Origin of the sequence: Mesorhizobium sp. M0894, assembly GCF_040319725.1 — a bacterium.
Taxonomy (GTDB): domain Bacteria; phylum Pseudomonadota; class Alphaproteobacteria; order Rhizobiales; family Rhizobiaceae; genus Mesorhizobium.
Map to the genome: position 1 here is coordinate 120155 of NZ_JAMYOG010000005.1, position 15925 is coordinate 136079.

A 15925-nucleotide genomic window follows, 5' to 3' on the forward strand; every position below is an offset into this window, starting at 1 on the left:
GGATGTCATGGGACGGATAACGCTGACCAACATCGATCGCGCTTACGGCAAGATGAAGATCTTGCACGGCATCAACCTCGACGTCGGGGACGGCGAGATGCTAGTCCTCGTCGGCCCGTCGGGTTGCGGCAAGTCCACGCTGCTGCGGCTGATTGCCGGGCTCGATCGGCCGACCGACGGCAAGATTGAGATCGACGGGGTCGACGTCACCAACGTTTCGGCCGCGCAGCGCGGTCTGGCGATGGTGTTCCAGTCTTACGCGCTCTACCCGCACATGAGCGTGCGCCAGAACCTCGCCTTCGGGCTCGAAAACATCCGTATGCCGAAAGCCGAGATCGACGCGCGGATCACGGAAGCGACGCGCATACTGGAAATTGCTTCCTATCTAGACCGCCGGCCCGGTCAATTGTCGGGCGGCCAGAAGCAGCGCGTGGCGATCGGCCGTGCGGTGGTGCGCAATCCGACCGCCTTTCTACTCGACGAACCGCTGTCCAACCTCGATGCCGAACTGCGCATCACCATGCGCGCTGAACTGGCGGGCCTGCACCGGCGGCTGGCAACCACGATGATCTACGTCACCCATGACCAGATCGAGGCGATGACGCTGGCGGACCGCATCGTGGTCATGCGCTCGGGGCGGATCGAACAGGTCGGCCGGCCGCTCGATCTCTACAACGCGCCGGCCAACCTGTTCGTCGCCGGCTTCATCGGCGCGCCGCGGATGAACCTGCTGCCGGTGAAGGTGCGTTCGGCAAGCGGCGCCGAGGTGCGTGTCGAAGGTCCGGGCGGGCTGTCGGCCTCGGTCGCCGCCGACGGGGTCGCGCTGAAACCGGGAGACGACGCGACGCTTGGCATCCGACCACACGACATCCAACTTTCGGATGGCAGCAAGGGATCGGTGGAAGCGCGGATAACGCTGGCCGAGGCGCTGGGACCGGAAACCGTTGTCCACGCCACCATTGCCGGCGACAGCAAACTTATCGCCGTTCTCAAGCAGCAGGGCGTTGAATCGCAAGGGCCGCCGATCCACCTCGCTCTGCCGCCGGAGCGCATGCATCTCTTCGATGCCGCCGGGCTGCGTGTCGCACCGCGTTAGCCGGAGGCAAGATAGCGGGTTGTTTCATGAACTGTCGCAACTGCTGCACAGCGAACGCGTGTTGCGCGCTTGTCAAAACACAAAATAGGTGAACGTTAAGACAACCAAACTCTTCAAGAGGGCGCTCTCTGCGATCATTGCTGCCACGGGATGTCCGGAATTTACTTCAAAGTGGATTTTCTCGTGGACGGTCTTCGGCAATACGGAGATCCGCGCCGCCACGTTCGCGCGCCTGAATCCGGCCGACTGACAATACGACCTGTGCTGAGGTTCAGTACGAACTACCGATCAGGGCAAATGGGATGTTCGTCCGCATGATAGCGGCGAGGCCGTGAAATCCGCGATCGTTCTTCAGTTCTGCCTTGTTGCAGAGCCGCAGCTCGACGGAGACGTTCTCGTGAGACTCTATTGCGCACCGTGGGTTTGCAGCCTTGCCGAACGGCTCGCTCTTCGGCAGGCGGAGATCTCCTTCGATAGTGAGCGCGTCGACTTGGGGTCGAGGCAATCATGAGCCAACCCCGCAAGATCGCGATCGCCCTCGTTGCCCTTATGGTGCTGCCAATGGCAGCTATTTGGAGCTGGCAGTGGTTTACAAGGGGCCGGTTCGAGGAAACGACCGATAACGCCTATCTCCGCGGAGACATTACCAGCATCGCTCCGAAGCTCGCCGGTTACGTCGTCGAAGTCGACATAGACGACAATGCCAATGTGTCAAAAGGTGCTGTCCTGTTTCGCATCGACGACAGCGACTACAAGGCCAAGGCGGAGCAGGCGAAAGCCAACGTCGCCGCCCGGCAGGCGGAAATCGCCAACATCAAGGCGACCCGTGAACTGCAGGACGCATTGATCGCGCAGGCCGAGGCGCAGAAGCAATCTGCCGCAGCCGACCTGCAATTCGCCCGCGCCAACTTAAGCCGCTACGTCACGCTGCAGAAGAACGGAACCGCAAGCGATCAGAAGCTGCAGGATGCGCAGGCCGGCCATGACAAGGCAAGGGCATCGCTGGACGGCGCAGAGGCCAATCTGTTGGCTCAGAAGTTGAAGCTCGGCGTCCTGGATGCACAATTGTCCGGCGCGCAGGCAGCCCTGTCGCAGGCACAGGCAGCGCTCGACCTGGCAATGCTAGACCTGGCCAACACCGTCGTGAGGGCCCCGGTCGACGGCATCGTCGGCAATCGCCAGATCCGGGTCGGCCGCTATGTCACCCCAGGGACGGCAGCCCTGGACATCGTTCCGGTTAACGATGTCTGGATCGTCGCAAACTTCAAGGAAACGCAGCTGAAGCAGGTTGAGATCGGCCAACGGGTCCGCGTCATGGTTGATGAATATCCAGATCTGCAAATCGACGGCCTTGTCGACAGCTTCGCTCCTGGCAGCGGCGCAGCCTTCAGCCTGCTGCCGCCGGACAATGCCACCGGCAACTTCATCCGCGTCGTCCAACGCGTGCCGGTCAAGATCAGGATGACGCGCAATCCGTTGCCCGGCCGCCTGGTTCCGGGACTCTCGGCTCGTGTTGTCATCACCGTCGGCACCAGGGATGCTCCGGCAGTAGCGCAGGAAATGCAGACAGGCGGGACCGCGAACGGGCGCTCAGCGCAATGATGCACCTCGCCGAAACGGCGGCTGTGCAGCGCCATCCCGGTACCCTGCGCGCTTCCTTGATAGCAACCGGCGTCGTGCTGGCCGCCTTCATGGACGCGGTCGCATCCACCGCACTGTCCATCGGCCGGATCGACATGCTTGGCGACACCTACGCAACGTCGGACGAGCTGGCGATGGTCGACGTGGTTTTCATCGCGGCGAAGCTGACGGCGTTCCTTGTCGCTCCGCTTCTTGTAACGGCAGCCAGGCCGACCGTCTGCCTGCGCGCGGGGGTTGTCGCCCTTCTGCTGGCATCCGCGGCCTTGACGTTGTCGGTGGACCTCACCTGGATTTGCATCTGCCGCATTGTCCAGGGGCTGGCTGGCGGCACAATTCTCGTCGCCGGCCAGACGCTGCTGTTCTTTCGCTTCCCTCATCGGCATCAGCCGGTCGTTCAGGCGGTTTTTGCCGTAGGCGCCGTCATGGCTCCGACAACCGTCACGCCGGCCCTGCAGGGCTGGCTTGTCGACCATCTGACTTGGGAGTGGATATTCCTGAGCATCATTCCGCTCGGCATCGTCTCCCTTGTCCTGTTGGCGGCGGACGGCGATCGGACCTTTTGGCGGAAAACCAGGTTTCCTGCCGTCGGGATATCGTTGCTCGGCATCAGCGCCGCGCTTTTGACCTACGTCCTGCTGCAAGGCAGCAGGTTCAACTGGTTCGACGACACCGACATCACCTTCCTTGCCGCAACCGGTGTGACGGCTGCCGGCCTCCTGGCCGTCTGGAAGACCCGCCTTCGTTCAGAAGGCTCACTGCTGGCCATCTCGCCCCTTGGCAATCCGGACTTTCGCTTTGGCCTTCTCGTCAGCATCGTCGCCGGCTCTGCCCTTTCGGGCAGCGCCTATCTCATTCCGGCTTTTGCCCTCAACGTGCTCGATTTTACCGCCACGGGCGCGGGAGTGCTTCTGCTGCCAAGCGGAGCCATGCTCGCGCTTGGACTTTTGTTGTCCGGCTTCCTCATCCAAAAGACCGGGATGCGCCCGATCACGCTTGCTCCGTTTGGCATTCTGCTCTTCGCAGGCGCCATGTGGCTGCTGTCCGCTTCGACGAGCGGTAGCGGATCACCGGACCTGACCCTTGCTCTGCTGCTGCGGGGATTCGGCCTCGGCCTTCTGTTCGTGGCACTGACGCTGATTACACTGCAGGGCCTTGCCCCTGATGCGCTGCCGTTCGGCATCGGGCTGTTCAACTTCGGCAAGCAGGCGGGCGGTCTGACCGGCACAGCCCTCTTGCAAACGTATATTGATCACCAGAATGTCCACAACCGGACGATACTGACGTCCCACCTCGTCAATGGCGATCCAGCCGTGGACCAGCGCTTGAGAGCCACTGCGAACGTTCTGGCGAATAGTATCGACAGCCCCGCGGCGACCAAGGCCGCGCTGCCGCTGCTGCAGCGCGCGCTTGAGAAGCAGGTCGCCACTATCTCGTTCGACGAAGCTTTCTTCGCGCTCGTCCTGCTGTTCGCGGTCGCTGCGCCCTGTCTCATTGTCGCCAAACAATTGCTCGCCCGCCAAGCCGCTCCGCAGAACTAAAACCGCGTCCAGGCCCTATACTTTGGAACAGATGTTTTGGTCGGGCGAGGCTTCCAGATTATCTCATGAGCCGTGTTAACCGGACGAGACAGGGATGACGAATGCAGAGGTTTTTCCGGTTTCACTCTGCAGCCGACGAAGAGGCAGCCGAGCGTCTTACCTGTCCGGCTCGTATTTCCCAGTGGTGGGTGTTGACGCGTCGATCCGCGTCGCTTCTTGCCCGAGGCGATCGTTAGGCGCGCCGTAGCGGCCGGGCCGCCGCAGCGGCGATATCTCCGCGCAATGCATGGATTTCCATGAGATGCAGCCGGGGCATCGCGGGACTAGATTTAGGCGGTGAGTTCGCCTGTCCAGATATTGAAAACAAGTGCTATATAAAGCGCTGACCGTCCCCAGGCTTTCTTTGTCCGACAGGAGAAGCCAATGACAGCAGCGTCCGACTCACTTGGCGAAATCGACCCCGAAGCAACGCTCGCGCTGCAAATCATCGAGAGTATGCCCGGCCACGCGTGGGCAGCCGATGCCGCCGGACGATTCACCTTTGTGAGCCCAAACACCGTGGCGTTCCTCGGCAACACGCATGAGGATCTCAACACCTCCGAAGACGACGATGAGTTCGGCTGGCGTCGAGCCGTCCATCCCGACGATTATGATCGTGTCGCCGCCAGATGGCGGCATTGCCTCGAAACCGGCGATCACTATGACACCGAGCATCGTCTGCGGCGCGCCGATGGCGTCTATCGCTGGTTTCGAAGCTCAGGACGACCTTTTCGCGATAGTCAGGGCCGCATCATTCAATGGTACGGCACGACAATAGACATTGAGGACCAGAAGCGGGCGGAGTCAGCATTGCGCGACCGCGAGCGGGAGCTCTCGCAGCTCGTGGACATGGTACCGAGTCACATCTGGCGGCTCGATCCGGACGGCGAGCCGATTTTCTTCAATAAGCGCATGGTCGATTTTCTCGGCCTGGACGTAACGGATATGGACAGACCGGGCATGAGCCGGCTGGCGGCGATGATACAGGCCGGCGTCCATCCGGACGATGCAGCAGCATTCGGCGATGCACTCCGTGGTTGCTTCGCTACCGGTGCGAGCTTCGCCATGCGCTATCGCCTGCGCCGTGCCGATGGCGTCTATCGCTGGATGTCGAGCCGGGCGGAGCCGATGCGCGATGACGCCGGCCGCATCGTCCAGTGGTACGGCCTCTGTCACGACATAGACGATCAGATGCACGCCGAAGAGGCGTTGCGGCGAAGCGAGCGACAATTGCAGCACATGATCGACGCCGTGCCGGTCCGCATCTGGAGCGTGATGCCGACCGGCGGGCCGGTCTACTTCAACAAGCGATACCAGGACCATTTCCGCTCCGTTATCGCGAACTTTGATGCTCTCGGCGAGCCGGGCATCGAAACGCTGCTGCACGAGGTTATTCATTCCGAAGATGCTCCCGAGGTGCAGCGCACGTTATCGAATTGTTTCGAAACTGGCGGCGGCTCCGCGATGCGGTTTCGCTGGCGCGAAAAAGACGGCACCTATCGCTGGGCTGAGTGCAGGGTGGAGCCGCGGCGCGATGACAACGGAACGGTCGTGCAATGGTACGGGGTTTCTCTCGACATCGACGATGAGGTGCGCGCGCAGGCGGCGTTGCGCAAAAGTGAGCGGCGCCTTCAGCAGCTTATCGACACCGTGCCCGCTTTGATCTGGAGTACGACACGGGAGGGAAGGCCATCCTACGTCAACAAGCGGTTCACCGACGTAACCGGGGCCACGCTCGGTGACATCACCGCCCCGGACGGCTCGCCGTCCCTGAGCGTGATCCATCCAGACGATATCGACACCGCACGGCAGGCGATCCGCCATTCATTCGCAACGGGCGTGCCTTACGTTCAGAGATATCGCCAACGGAGGGCCGACGGCGGCTATCGCTGGACCGAGACTCGCGCCGAGCCGCTGCGCGACGAAGATGGCAGCATCCTCCAGTGGTACGGCGTGAGCGTCGACATCCATGATCTGGTGACCACGCAGGCCGCATTGCACGACCGCGAACGAGAGCTCTCGCAGCTCGTCAACATGGTTCCGAGCTACCTCTGGCGGCTGTCTTCGAACGGCGAGCCGACCTTTTTCAACAGGCGCCTGATAGATTTTCTCGGCCTGGACATAGCGGACGCGGAAAAGCCGGACACGAGCCGGCTGGCGGCCTTCATTGCCAACGTCGTCCATCCCGACGATGCCGCCAGCCTGAGGGAAGCACTCAACAGCTGCTTCGCCACCGGCGAGCGCTTCTTCATGAAGTATCGCCTGCGGCGTGCCGACGGCGTTTATCGCTGGATGGAGGGCCGCGCGGAGCCGCTGCGGGACCAAGGTGGACGCATCGTCCAATGGTACGGCCTTACGCACGACATCGACGACCAGCTGCGCGTCGAAGAGGCGCTGCGCGAGAGAGAACGTGCGCTCTGGCAGCTCGTTGAAACGCTGCCGGCAATGATCGATTGCGCCGCTCCGGATGGAGAACCGATATATCGCAGCCAGCAGCTCCGCGAATTCCTCGGATACAATCTTGAGGAATTGGACGAAGCGGGAAAGTCCCGGCTGGCTGGCACACTCGACGCCGGTGTTCATCCCGACGACCTGACAGGTGTCAAAGAGAGATATGCCCATTGTTTGTCCACCGGCGAGCCGTATGCGCGACGGCACCGTCTGCGGCGCTTCGATGGTGAATATCGCTGGGTCGAGACGCGCGCCGCGCCGATGCGCAACGCTGAAGGTGCCATCGTGCAGTGGAACGTTATCTGCCTCGACATCGAAAATGAGGTGCGAACACAAGAGGAGCTTCGACTGGCACAAGAGAGACTTGCGCGTGCGAGCCAGGCGGCGAGCCTTGCCGAACTCTCCGCATCCATCGCTCATGAGGTGAACCAGCCGTTGGCCGCCATCGTCGCCAACTCCAACGCATGCCACCGTTGGCTGTCCGCCGTGCCCCCGAACGTCGAGCGCGCGAAAATCACGGCCGAGCGCATCATCCGCGATGCCAACTCGGCGGCGGATGTCGTCAGCCGCATCCGTGCCTTGTTCAGACCTTCGCTTGAAATGAGAACCAGCACGCCGATCCCCAGCGTTATTGCCGAAGCGCGTGACCTCATGGCCGAGGAAGCCATACGGCGTCGCGTTCGCATGGACATCGATGTCGAAAGCAATCTTCCGCTCGTCGCCTTCGATCGCGTCCAGATCCAGCAGGTCCTGGTCAACCTCATTCGCAACGGCATGGAGGCGATGGACTCCACCACGGACAGGGTTCTCGGGCTGCGTGTGCGCCGGATAGAGGACACGATCCAGACCGAGGTCAGCGACCGCGGCCCGGGTATCGAACGTCCTAACAAGATATTCGAGCCGTTCTTTACGACGAAAGGGAATGGGATGGGCATGGGGCTGGCGATCTCCCGTTCGATCGTCGAGTCTCACGGCGGACGCCTATGGGCGGAGAACAGTGTGCCGCATGGAGCGACATTCATCTTCACTCTCCCGGTTGAAGCGAAAGCTGTGCAATGATGCCGGACGACGACAATCGTCCTCATCTTGGACGATGCTGAACGTATCCGGCGGCGCTCAGCAAACGCTTGGTTTATTCTCCTTTCGGTGAAGGGCGTCGCTGCCCCCGCGCAATGCATGGATTTCCATGAGGTGCGGTTGGGGCGTGGCGGGATTAGGGTGACGGTGTGAGTCCGTCAGCCCAGATCCAGCTACCAAGAGCAAGTGCTATACGAAGCGCCGACAATCTCCAGAGTTTGTTTGTCCGTCAGGGGCACCCGATGACGACAGCGCCCAACTCACTTGGCGAGACCGATTCCAACGCAACGGGCGCGTTAAAGCATGACTTCGACCGATCCGGACCGGGATTGCAAGGAAGTGGCCGATCTTTGGCGACGAGTGAACCAGGCCTGATTCGCGGCAACATGATCAGCGATCTTGAAAGAGGCAGGTTATCGCGCGTCTGGTCGCACCGTCCCCAATTCTTGCATCTGGGGCTTTTTATTACGGTCTATGTCCTGGGCTGCGGCTTCGCCCAGTCGCTCGCAATCATACCTGGAACAGGGATTTCCATTTGGCCTCCGAGCGGACTGTTCATCGCTACGCTTGTCTTCGCCTCCAGGTATAGCTGGCCGTGGTGGGTGCTGGGGGCCTGTCTGGCCGAACTGTTCAGCAACTTCTTGTGGTTCCACACTCCGCTGCCCGCGGCCTTCCTGATCTTTGCCGGCAACGCTCTTGAAGCGGTGGCCGGCGCATGGCTCGTGAACCAGACCTGCAAGCGCCCAGTTCGGCTGGAAACCTTGCGCGACGTTCTCGCATTCGTCGTACTGGCCGCTGGAATTGCGCCAGTCGCAAGCGCGACGGTGGGAAGTGCGGCGCTTGCGTGGTTTGGCATACAATCGCAAACCTTTGCGACGGCTTGGCCGCTGTGGTGGATCGGAGACGCGACGGGAGTCCTGATCGTAGCGCCACTGGCGCTGGTCGTGTTCCAGAACTGGCGCGGCAAGGCGCAGCTCTCAGCAGCGCGGTGGATGGAAGCTTGCGTCCTGGGGCTGATCTTTCTTGGTATCGCCGCCCTTTCCTTGAGCGGCTATCTGCCCTTCGCCTACATCATCATGCCGCCTCTTCTTTGGGCCGCAGTGCGCTTTGAGTTCAGAGGCGCCGCCGTAGCATTGACCGTTCTCGCTCTGATCACGGCGGTATTCACGATATCCGGCGCCAGCCAATTTGCCGGCGATCCCGAGTCCCAGAAGCACAACCAGATCATGCTGCAGCTTTTTCTGGCCATCTCGGCATTTTCGGCGCTCGTCGTGGCCGCCATATCCCGGCAGCATCAGGCGGCGGTGCTCACTTTGCGTGAAAGCCTTGAGGCATTGGGCGACCGGGAGCGGGAGCTCTCGCAGCTTGTCGACATGGTTCCGAGCCACGTTTGGCGCCTGAGGCCCGATGGCGATCCGACCTTTTTCAACAAGCGCATGGTCGACTTTCTCGGCCTGGACGTAACGGATTTGGACAAACCGGGCATCAGCCGGCTGGCGGCGATGATAAAGGCCGGCGTCCATCCGGACGACGCAGCAGCATTCGGCGATACGCTCAGTCACTGCCTCGCCACCGGCGAGCGCTTCTCCATGAGGTATCGCTTGCGCCGCGCCGATGGCGTCTATCATTGGATGTCGAGCCGGGCGGAGCCGATGCGCGATCACACTGGCCGCATCGTCCAGTGGTACGGCCTCTGTCACGACATAGACGATCAAATGCAAGCTGAAGAGGCCCTGCGGCGGAGCGAATTGCAGCTTCAGCAGATGATCGACGCTGTGCCGGTCCGCATCTGGAGCGCGGTGCCGACCGGCGGGCCGGTCTACTTCAACAAGCGGTACCAGGACCATTTCCGCTCCGTGATCGCTGATTTCGAAGCACTCGGAGAGCCGCGCATCGAGGAATTGCTGCAAGAACTGGTTCATCCCGAAGATGCTCCCGAGGTGCTGAGCACGTTGCTGAATTGTTTCGAAACAGGCGGCGGTTCCGCGATGCGGTTTCGCTGGCGCGAAACAGATGGCTATCGCTGGGCGGAGTGCAGGGTGGAGCCGCGGCGTGATGAGGACGGGGCGGTTGTGCAATGGTACGGGGTTTCCCTCGACATCGACGAAGAGGTGCGCGCCCAGGAAGCGCTGCGACAAGCGTCCGACAAACTCGCGCAAGCGGCTCAGGCTGCAAGTCTCGCCGAGCTTTCGGCTTCGATCGCCCACGAGGTGAATCAGCCGCTGGCTGCGATCGTCGCCAACTCCCATGCATGCCACCGTTGGCTGTCCGCAGCACCGCCGAACGTCGAACGCGCGAAGATTACGGCCGAGCGCATTATCCGGGACGCCAACTCGGCGGCGGACGTCGTCGGCCGCATTCGCGCGCTGTTCAAGCAATCCACCGAGACGAGAACCAATGCGACGCTCAGCAGTGTCATCGCAGAGGCACGCGACCTCGTGACCGAGGAAGCGATGCGGCGGGGCGTTCGCATCAGCGTTGATATCGGAAGCGACATTCCGCTAGTCGCGTTCGATCGCGTCCAAATCCAGCAGGTTCTGGTCAATCTCATCCGCAACGGCATGGAGGCGATGGACTCTGGTGCGGACGACGGAGTTATCAAAATCCGCGTGCGCCATATCGGGGATGTTGTCCAGACCGAAGTCAGCGATCACGGCCGGGGCGTCGAGTTTCCCGACCGGATATTCGAACCGTTCTTTACCACGAAAGAGCAAGGGATGGGCATGGGACTGGCGATCTGCCGTTCGATCATCGAGTCGCACAGCGGGCGTTTATGGGTCGAGAAGAACGAACCACGTGGAGCGACGTTTATCTTCACGTTGCCGATTGAAGCGAAAGCGGCGTCATGACGACGGACGGCCAAATTGTCTTCATCGTAGATGACGATGAACGCATCCGGGAGGCGCTCAGTGAGCTGCTGGCTGCGCACGGCATGCGTGCCGTAGCGTTCGGATCGGCGGGCGATTATATCCGCGCTGACAAGCCGGACGTCCCTGCCTGCCTCATCCTCGATATCGAGTTGCCGGATATCAACGGCCTCGATCTGCAGCGGCAGATTGCCGAGGGCGATCATCCGCCGATCGTTTTCCTGACAGGACATGGCGATATCCCGTCCTCCGTGCGTGCGATCAAGCACGGCGCCGTGGATTTCCTGACTAAGCCCTTCAGCGATGCAGACCTCATGGCCGCAATCCATGCAGCGATTGCCCAGGATCGGGCACAGCGATCGGAGCGCGCCGAGCTGGGCGTGTTGAAGCAACGTTATCTCGAACTGACGCCGCGCGAACGTGAGGTGCTGCCGCTGGTGGTCAGCGGCCTGCTCAACAAGCAGGCGGCCGCTGAGCTGGGGATCAGCGAAGTTACGCTGGAAATTCATAGAAGGAACGTCATGCAGAAGATGGTCGCGGCGTCGCTCGCCGACCTCGTGCGCATCGCCGAGCGATTGGGAATACCGATCACGCACTCGCGCCGGGCAGGGGGGAGCTGAGGGTGAGCAAGCGGAGGCCTGTCGTGGCGATCGTCGACGATGACCCAAGACTGCTCGAGTCGCTGGAGGACCTCTTGGAGTCCGCCGGCTATGTGGCCCGCAGCTTCTCGTCGGCGAGGTCGTTGCTGGTCAGCGGCCTGTCTGGATTGGACATGCTTATCACCGACATCGGGATGCCCGGCATGGACGGCTTTGAACTTCGCGACTTGGTCAAGAAGGCGCGTCCGGATCTGCCCGTGTTCCTGATCACCGGCCGCCACGAGATAGTGGATCAGCACCGCGCCAAGGGCATTGGCAGGCTTTTCCGCAAGCCGTTCGATGGCCAGGCACTGCTTGCGGCGATCGGCGACGCCTTACGCAACCCAGAAACGGAGGCTAAACATGAGAGTTGACCAATTGCCCTTACGGAGATCGACGCCGTCATCACAGCAGCGGAGGGCTGAAGCCGAGCAGCCGCTGGTCATTATTGTCGATGATGATGCCTCTGTTCGGGAGGCGCTGTCTGAATTGATCCTGTCGGCGGGTTTTCTGCCGGTGTGCTTTACCTCGACCCGTGAATTGCTTGACGCCGACGTGTTGGAGAGCCCCGGCTGTTTGATCCTCGACGTGCGCATGCCAGGGACGAGCGGTCTCGATCTGCAGCACCATCTTGCGAAAAACGGCAACCCCAAACCAATCATCTTCCTGACCGGGCATGGCGACATCCCGATGACTGTCCAGGCGATGAAGGCCGGCGCCGTGGACTTTCTGACGAAACCGGTGCGGGATCAGACGCTGCTTGACGCCGTGATCGCGGGCATTGCGGTGGACGCCAAACGGCGGGCGGATGCCGTGATCGTCAAGCGCAACATCGAGCGCGTCGAGACGCTGACGCCGCGCGAGCGCGAGGTCCTGCGTGAAGTGGCGCGCGGGCGCCTCAACAAGCAGGTCGCCTTCGACCTCGGCATCAGTGAAGTGACCGTCAAGCTTCACCGCGGCAATGTCATGCGCAAGATGGAAGCCGCTTCCATCGGTGAACTGATCCGGGCGTGGGAAACGCTGCCCGCGCCGATGCGCGAGGTCTAGAATTGGCACAAGCCGATCCATGCCCCATCCAATAGGATTGCCCAGCGCGCCCGGCCATTTCAGGCTGTGGGAAATTTGCTTCTTCAGCGCGCGAAGGCCTTCCTGCCCGTCGGCACGCTCCTGCTGCTGCGGGTGGTCCTGATGTACATCGGTGGTCCTATTGGGTGTTTTGCGGCCAGGCCCGCGCCAACATCGCTACCTCTGAGCGGCGCTCTTTTGCGGCGCCGGTCTGACCGACAAACTCGCAACATTTCATGCACAGCAACTGACGCCGGCCATGCCGCGTCGGTCCCGCGCCGCTACCCAAGCCTAAATTGACGTATGTCTATAAGAGCTTGCCTCGGCCCGTCCCCAATCCTCGGCGTGCCTGCCCTGCACCTTGGCATCGTATGACAGATGCTTCCGTAGAATAGGTTCGCGGCCCGGATCGGTGCATCCTGTTCCTCGCAAGCCATCACGACCGTCGCGTTTCTACCGCTCCTCGCTCGTTCCTCCCCGACCGCGACCGCACGGGCCGATTCGACGGTCGTGATGGTGAGCAGGATGTTCAAAGCACATGGATGGACATGATGAACAACGACGGACTTTTCTCCGTCGGCGGATCTCGCCGCGATGTCTTGTTGGCCGGCCTGATCGCCACCGTTGCCGCCGGACTGCCCCGCGCTGCTTCGGCCGCGAGCCGAAAACAAAACCTTCCCTCTTCCCCCTCAACCAAAGGAACCAAGACGATGAGCACCATCACGACCAAGGACGGCACCGAAATCTACTACAAGGACTGGGGTAAGGGTCCTGTCGTCACATTTTCGCACGGATGGCCGCTGAATTCCGACGCCTGGGACAGCCAGATGCTCTTTCTTGCCCATAACGGCTTCCGCGTGGTTGCGCATGACCGGCGCGGCCATGGGCGATCGAGCCAGGCCACGTCCGGCAACGACATGAATGGCTATGCGGACGATCTTGCAGCCGTGATCGAGGCGCTGGATCTCCGGGACGCCACGCTGGTCGGACATTCCACCGGAGGAGGCGAGGTTGCTCGCTATATCGGACGGCACGGGACGAAGCGGGTGGCCAAGGCTGTTCTTATCGCCGCTGTTCCGCCGATCATGGTGAAGACGCCGGCCAATCCGGAAGGCCTGCCGATCGAGGTATTCGACGGCATAAGGGCTGGCCTCGTCAAGGATCGTTCGCAGTACTACCGGGACCTCGCACCGTTGTTTTACGGCGCGAACAGGCCAGGCGCCAAGGTTTCCCAGGGGATTCTGGATCAGTTCTGGCTCTGGAGCATGCAGGCGGGTCTCGTGAACGCGTACGAAAGCGTCAAGGCGTTCTCCGAGACCGACTTCACCGAGGATCTCAAGAAGTTCGATGTGCCAACCTTGGTCCTGCATGGCAAGGACGACCAGATCGTCCCCGTCAAGGACTCGGCAGTCAAGTCGGCCCGACTGATCAAAGGCGCAAAGGATATCTATTACCCCGGCGCACCCCACGGGATTACGGCCACGCACCAGGATCAGGTCAATGCTGACCTGCTCGCCTTCATCAAAGGATAGCAAGCCTCAGTCACGACCGCATGTTTTCCGCAATTCCTTGGAGCCGCCGATGACCACCTTTGGCAATATTTCGCGCGCCCTGAACCGCATTTCGGGTGGCGCGCCAGGTCAAACCTTGTGCGCTCGCATAGCCGAGCGGTGGCCTGAATGCTGGTTCTGCCGGCTCATGTCCCGGATTGTGGAACCGAACCACTGCGCCATCGAGCTGGAGCGCTGGCAAAGGCGCGAAACATGTGCTGCGACACGGCTGCCATTCGGGCAACCGCGCCTGTGCAGCGCGGAGGCGATCGCCGGTGTTCGACACTACGTCGCGCTGTCGGGGGTCGCCGCCGCGCGCTTGTTCTGCCTTGAAGGCCACTGCGCTCTCCAAGACGTCAAACTGGCTAAGCGCCGCGAGTTTATCAATCGGTAGCCGTTTGCGATTGCCGCTCATTTTGGCGGTCTCAATTCGGCGTGAAATTTTCTTGGCCAGCGGTTGCGACTATCGCAGCAGCACCGGCACAATTTTTCGAAGGCAGGAACGACATGGGCGCACTCTCAGGCAAGATCGCGGTGGTCACCGGCGGAAACAGCGGGATCGGACTATCGGCTGCAAAAATCTTTGCCGCCGAGGGCGCGCAAGTCGTCATTACCGGCCGCCGGCGGCAGGCGGTCGAGGAAGCGGTCGCGCAGATCGGGGCAGGCGCGCTGGGCATTCAGGGAAATGTGGCCGACGTGGCGCACCATGATGAGGTGGCGCAGCAGATCCTCCAGAGGTTCGGGGCGCTCGACATCTATATGGCGAACGCCGGCGTAAACACCATCACCCACTCGGCCGACGTCTCCGAGGCAGAATATGATGCGCAATTTGCCGTCAACACGCGAGGCGTCTTCTTCGGCGTCCAGAAGCTGATTCCGATCATGCGGAACGGCGGCGCAATCATCCTCACAGGCTCGCTGGCCAGCGAGAAGGTTCTGGACGGTCATGCTGTTTACGCGGGCTCCAAGGCGGCCATAAATGCCTTTGCGCGCGCTTGGGCGATCGAACTGAAGTCTCGCGGTATCCGGGTCAACGTGCTTAGCCCAGGTCCGGTGGATACGGCTATTCTCGATAAGCTAGGCATACCGTTTGAGCAGCGCGGGCTGTTTGAAAAGGCGATGGCTGAGGCAATACCCTTGGGCCGGATGGGGCAGCCGGAAGAGCTGGCAAAAGCCGCCCTGTTCCTTGCCTCGGACGCGAGCAGTTTCGTCACGGGCATCAATCTGCGGGTCGACGGCGGGATGGCAGTGCTCTGAGCCACGACTGCGAAGTCGTCGCGCCAATAGACGGCCGAATAATGCCTGAGCAATCGGTCTTCCTCACGACGATTTTCCGGGAAGCTGCCGCACGAATCCCTCCAAATAGGTCGGAGGCGAGACGTTTCGCCGACGTGGTGCAAATTGTAAGCGGCAAGTCGCATTGCAGGGATCGACGCGCAAGAGAGAAGTCGGCTCGCCGATAGGGCTGAAGGACCGAGGTCTCGCCCCGGTCCTTCAATTTTCTGTAGGTCGGGATCAGTGACCCCAGATGCCCTGGCCATATTCATCGTTGGGAACAGTCGGCTTGCGTACGGTTTTCGGCACCCCGGTATCGCTGTTCATTTTTCTGATCGAGGATGTATACATGTTGTCAGACGCAGTCGCAGGCTGCTGGGCTCCGTTTGATCCATAGTGGTCGCTTCCGGCAATGGCGCTTCCTGCTGTAATAACAAGCGCGACGGCAGCAAGGACTGTCATTTTCATTTCAGTAACTCCATTAATAGCTTGGATGGTATTCACCCATACAAATATAAATGTCGTGACCCAGCGACACGATCAGACGGTCCGGCGGTTTGACCCATACCAAGGCATTGGGCGATGCGGGCCGAAGGCCAGGAACTATGTCGTTGACGAGAGGAGGCTTTGCCGCCGTGTTCGATCCGGCCGGCTCACCAGCGCTCAACGGATCGACCGCGCCAGGTTC

Annotated in this window: 11 protein-coding genes and 2 pseudogenes; 12 read left to right on the forward strand and 1 reads right to left on the reverse strand. The window is 61.4% G+C overall.

Going from position 1 to position 15925, the window contains the following annotated elements; genetic code table 11:
- Positions 1 to 7 precede the first annotated feature (7 nt).
- From NKH91_RS12005 to NKH91_RS12055, 12 genes and pseudogenes are all read left to right on the forward strand, one after another.
- Positions 8 to 1096, forward strand: a complete 1089-nt coding sequence (locus tag NKH91_RS12005; RefSeq protein ID WP_352884927.1) for an ABC transporter ATP-binding protein — start codon at positions 8 to 10, stop codon at positions 1094 to 1096.
- Positions 1097 to 1603: 507 nt separating this feature from the next.
- Complete coding sequence (locus NKH91_RS12010) at positions 1604 to 2698, forward strand: HlyD family secretion protein (protein ID WP_352483676.1); 1095 nt, start codon at positions 1604 to 1606, stop codon at positions 2696 to 2698.
- Entirely contained in the window at positions 2695 to 4275 is a 1581-nt protein-coding gene (locus NKH91_RS12015; RefSeq protein ID WP_352884929.1) for an MFS transporter, read from the forward strand. The genes NKH91_RS12010 and NKH91_RS12015 overlap by 4 nt, the downstream gene beginning before the upstream one ends.
- Before the next feature lie 423 nt (positions 4276 to 4698).
- Positions 4699 to 7824: a PAS domain-containing protein gene (locus NKH91_RS12020; protein WP_352589051.1), complete on the forward strand. Its 3126-nt coding sequence runs from the start codon at positions 4699 to 4701 to the stop codon at positions 7822 to 7824.
- Between the two features lie 404 nt (positions 7825 to 8228).
- Positions 8229 to 10001 (forward strand): annotated as a pseudogene (locus NKH91_RS12025) (MASE1 domain-containing protein); the annotation flags it as partial.
- 30 nt (positions 10002 to 10031) lie between these two features.
- Positions 10032 to 10691: pseudogene (locus NKH91_RS32350) on the forward strand (sensor histidine kinase); the annotation flags it as partial.
- Positions 10688 to 11329, forward strand: a complete 642-nt coding sequence (locus tag NKH91_RS12030; protein WP_023716982.1) for a response regulator transcription factor — start codon at positions 10688 to 10690, stop codon at positions 11327 to 11329. The pseudogene NKH91_RS32350 and the gene NKH91_RS12030, both read left to right, overlap by 4 nt.
- A 2-nt stretch (positions 11330 to 11331) precedes the next feature.
- On the forward strand, positions 11332 to 11721 hold the full coding sequence (locus NKH91_RS12035; RefSeq protein WP_352483835.1) for a response regulator: 390 nt from the start codon (positions 11332 to 11334) through the stop codon (positions 11719 to 11721).
- Positions 11711 to 12394: a response regulator transcription factor gene (locus tag NKH91_RS12040; RefSeq protein ID WP_352483882.1), complete on the forward strand. Its 684-nt coding sequence runs from the start codon at positions 11711 to 11713 to the stop codon at positions 12392 to 12394. The genes NKH91_RS12035 and NKH91_RS12040 overlap by 11 nt, the downstream gene beginning before the upstream one ends.
- A 569-nt stretch (positions 12395 to 12963) precedes the next feature.
- A complete protein-coding gene (locus tag NKH91_RS12045; protein WP_502896349.1) occupies positions 12964 to 13944 on the forward strand; it encodes an alpha/beta fold hydrolase in 981 nt (326 codons plus the stop codon).
- 49 nt (positions 13945 to 13993) lie between these two features.
- On the forward strand, positions 13994 to 14356 hold the full coding sequence (locus NKH91_RS12050; RefSeq protein ID WP_352483837.1) for a hypothetical protein: 363 nt from the start codon (positions 13994 to 13996) through the stop codon (positions 14354 to 14356).
- A 113-nt stretch (positions 14357 to 14469) separates the two neighbouring features.
- Positions 14470 to 15219 (forward strand): glucose 1-dehydrogenase, encoded by a 750-nt coding sequence (locus NKH91_RS12055; RefSeq protein ID WP_352589056.1) that lies wholly within the window; start codon positions 14470 to 14472, stop codon positions 15217 to 15219.
- 258 nt (positions 15220 to 15477) lie between these two features.
- On the opposite strand, the gene NKH91_RS12060 is transcribed toward NKH91_RS12055, so the two are convergent.
- Positions 15478 to 15705 carry a DUF680 domain-containing protein gene (locus NKH91_RS12060; RefSeq protein WP_352483839.1) on the reverse strand — a complete coding sequence of 76 codons (228 nt, stop codon included), beginning with the start codon at positions 15703 to 15705 and terminating at the stop codon, positions 15478 to 15480.
- Positions 15706 to 15925: the final 220 nt, after the last annotated feature.

Coding starts and splice junctions, on each gene's coding strand:
- NKH91_RS12010 (WP_352483676.1), top strand. CDS start 1,604: ATGAGCCAACCCCGCAAGATCGCGATCGCCCTCGTTGCCCTTATGGTG.
- NKH91_RS12045 (WP_502896349.1), top strand. CDS start 12,964: ATGAACAACGACGGACTTTTCTCCGTCGGCGGATCTCGCCGCGATGTC.
- NKH91_RS12005 (WP_352884927.1), top strand. CDS start 8: ATGGGACGGATAACGCTGACCAACATCGATCGCGCTTACGGCAAGATG.
- NKH91_RS12020 (WP_352589051.1), top strand. CDS start 4,699: ATGACAGCAGCGTCCGACTCACTTGGCGAAATCGACCCCGAAGCAACG.
- NKH91_RS12050 (WP_352483837.1), top strand. CDS start 13,994: ATGACCACCTTTGGCAATATTTCGCGCGCCCTGAACCGCATTTCGGGT.
- NKH91_RS12055 (WP_352589056.1), top strand. CDS start 14,470: ATGGGCGCACTCTCAGGCAAGATCGCGGTGGTCACCGGCGGAAACAGC.
- NKH91_RS12040 (WP_352483882.1), top strand. CDS start 11,711: ATGAGAGTTGACCAATTGCCCTTACGGAGATCGACGCCGTCATCACAG.
- NKH91_RS12060 (WP_352483839.1), bottom strand. CDS start 15,705: ATGAAAATGACAGTCCTTGCTGCCGTCGCGCTTGTTATTACAGCAGGA.
- NKH91_RS12030 (WP_023716982.1), top strand. CDS start 10,688: ATGACGACGGACGGCCAAATTGTCTTCATCGTAGATGACGATGAACGC.
- NKH91_RS12015 (WP_352884929.1), top strand. CDS start 2,695: ATGATGCACCTCGCCGAAACGGCGGCTGTGCAGCGCCATCCCGGTACC.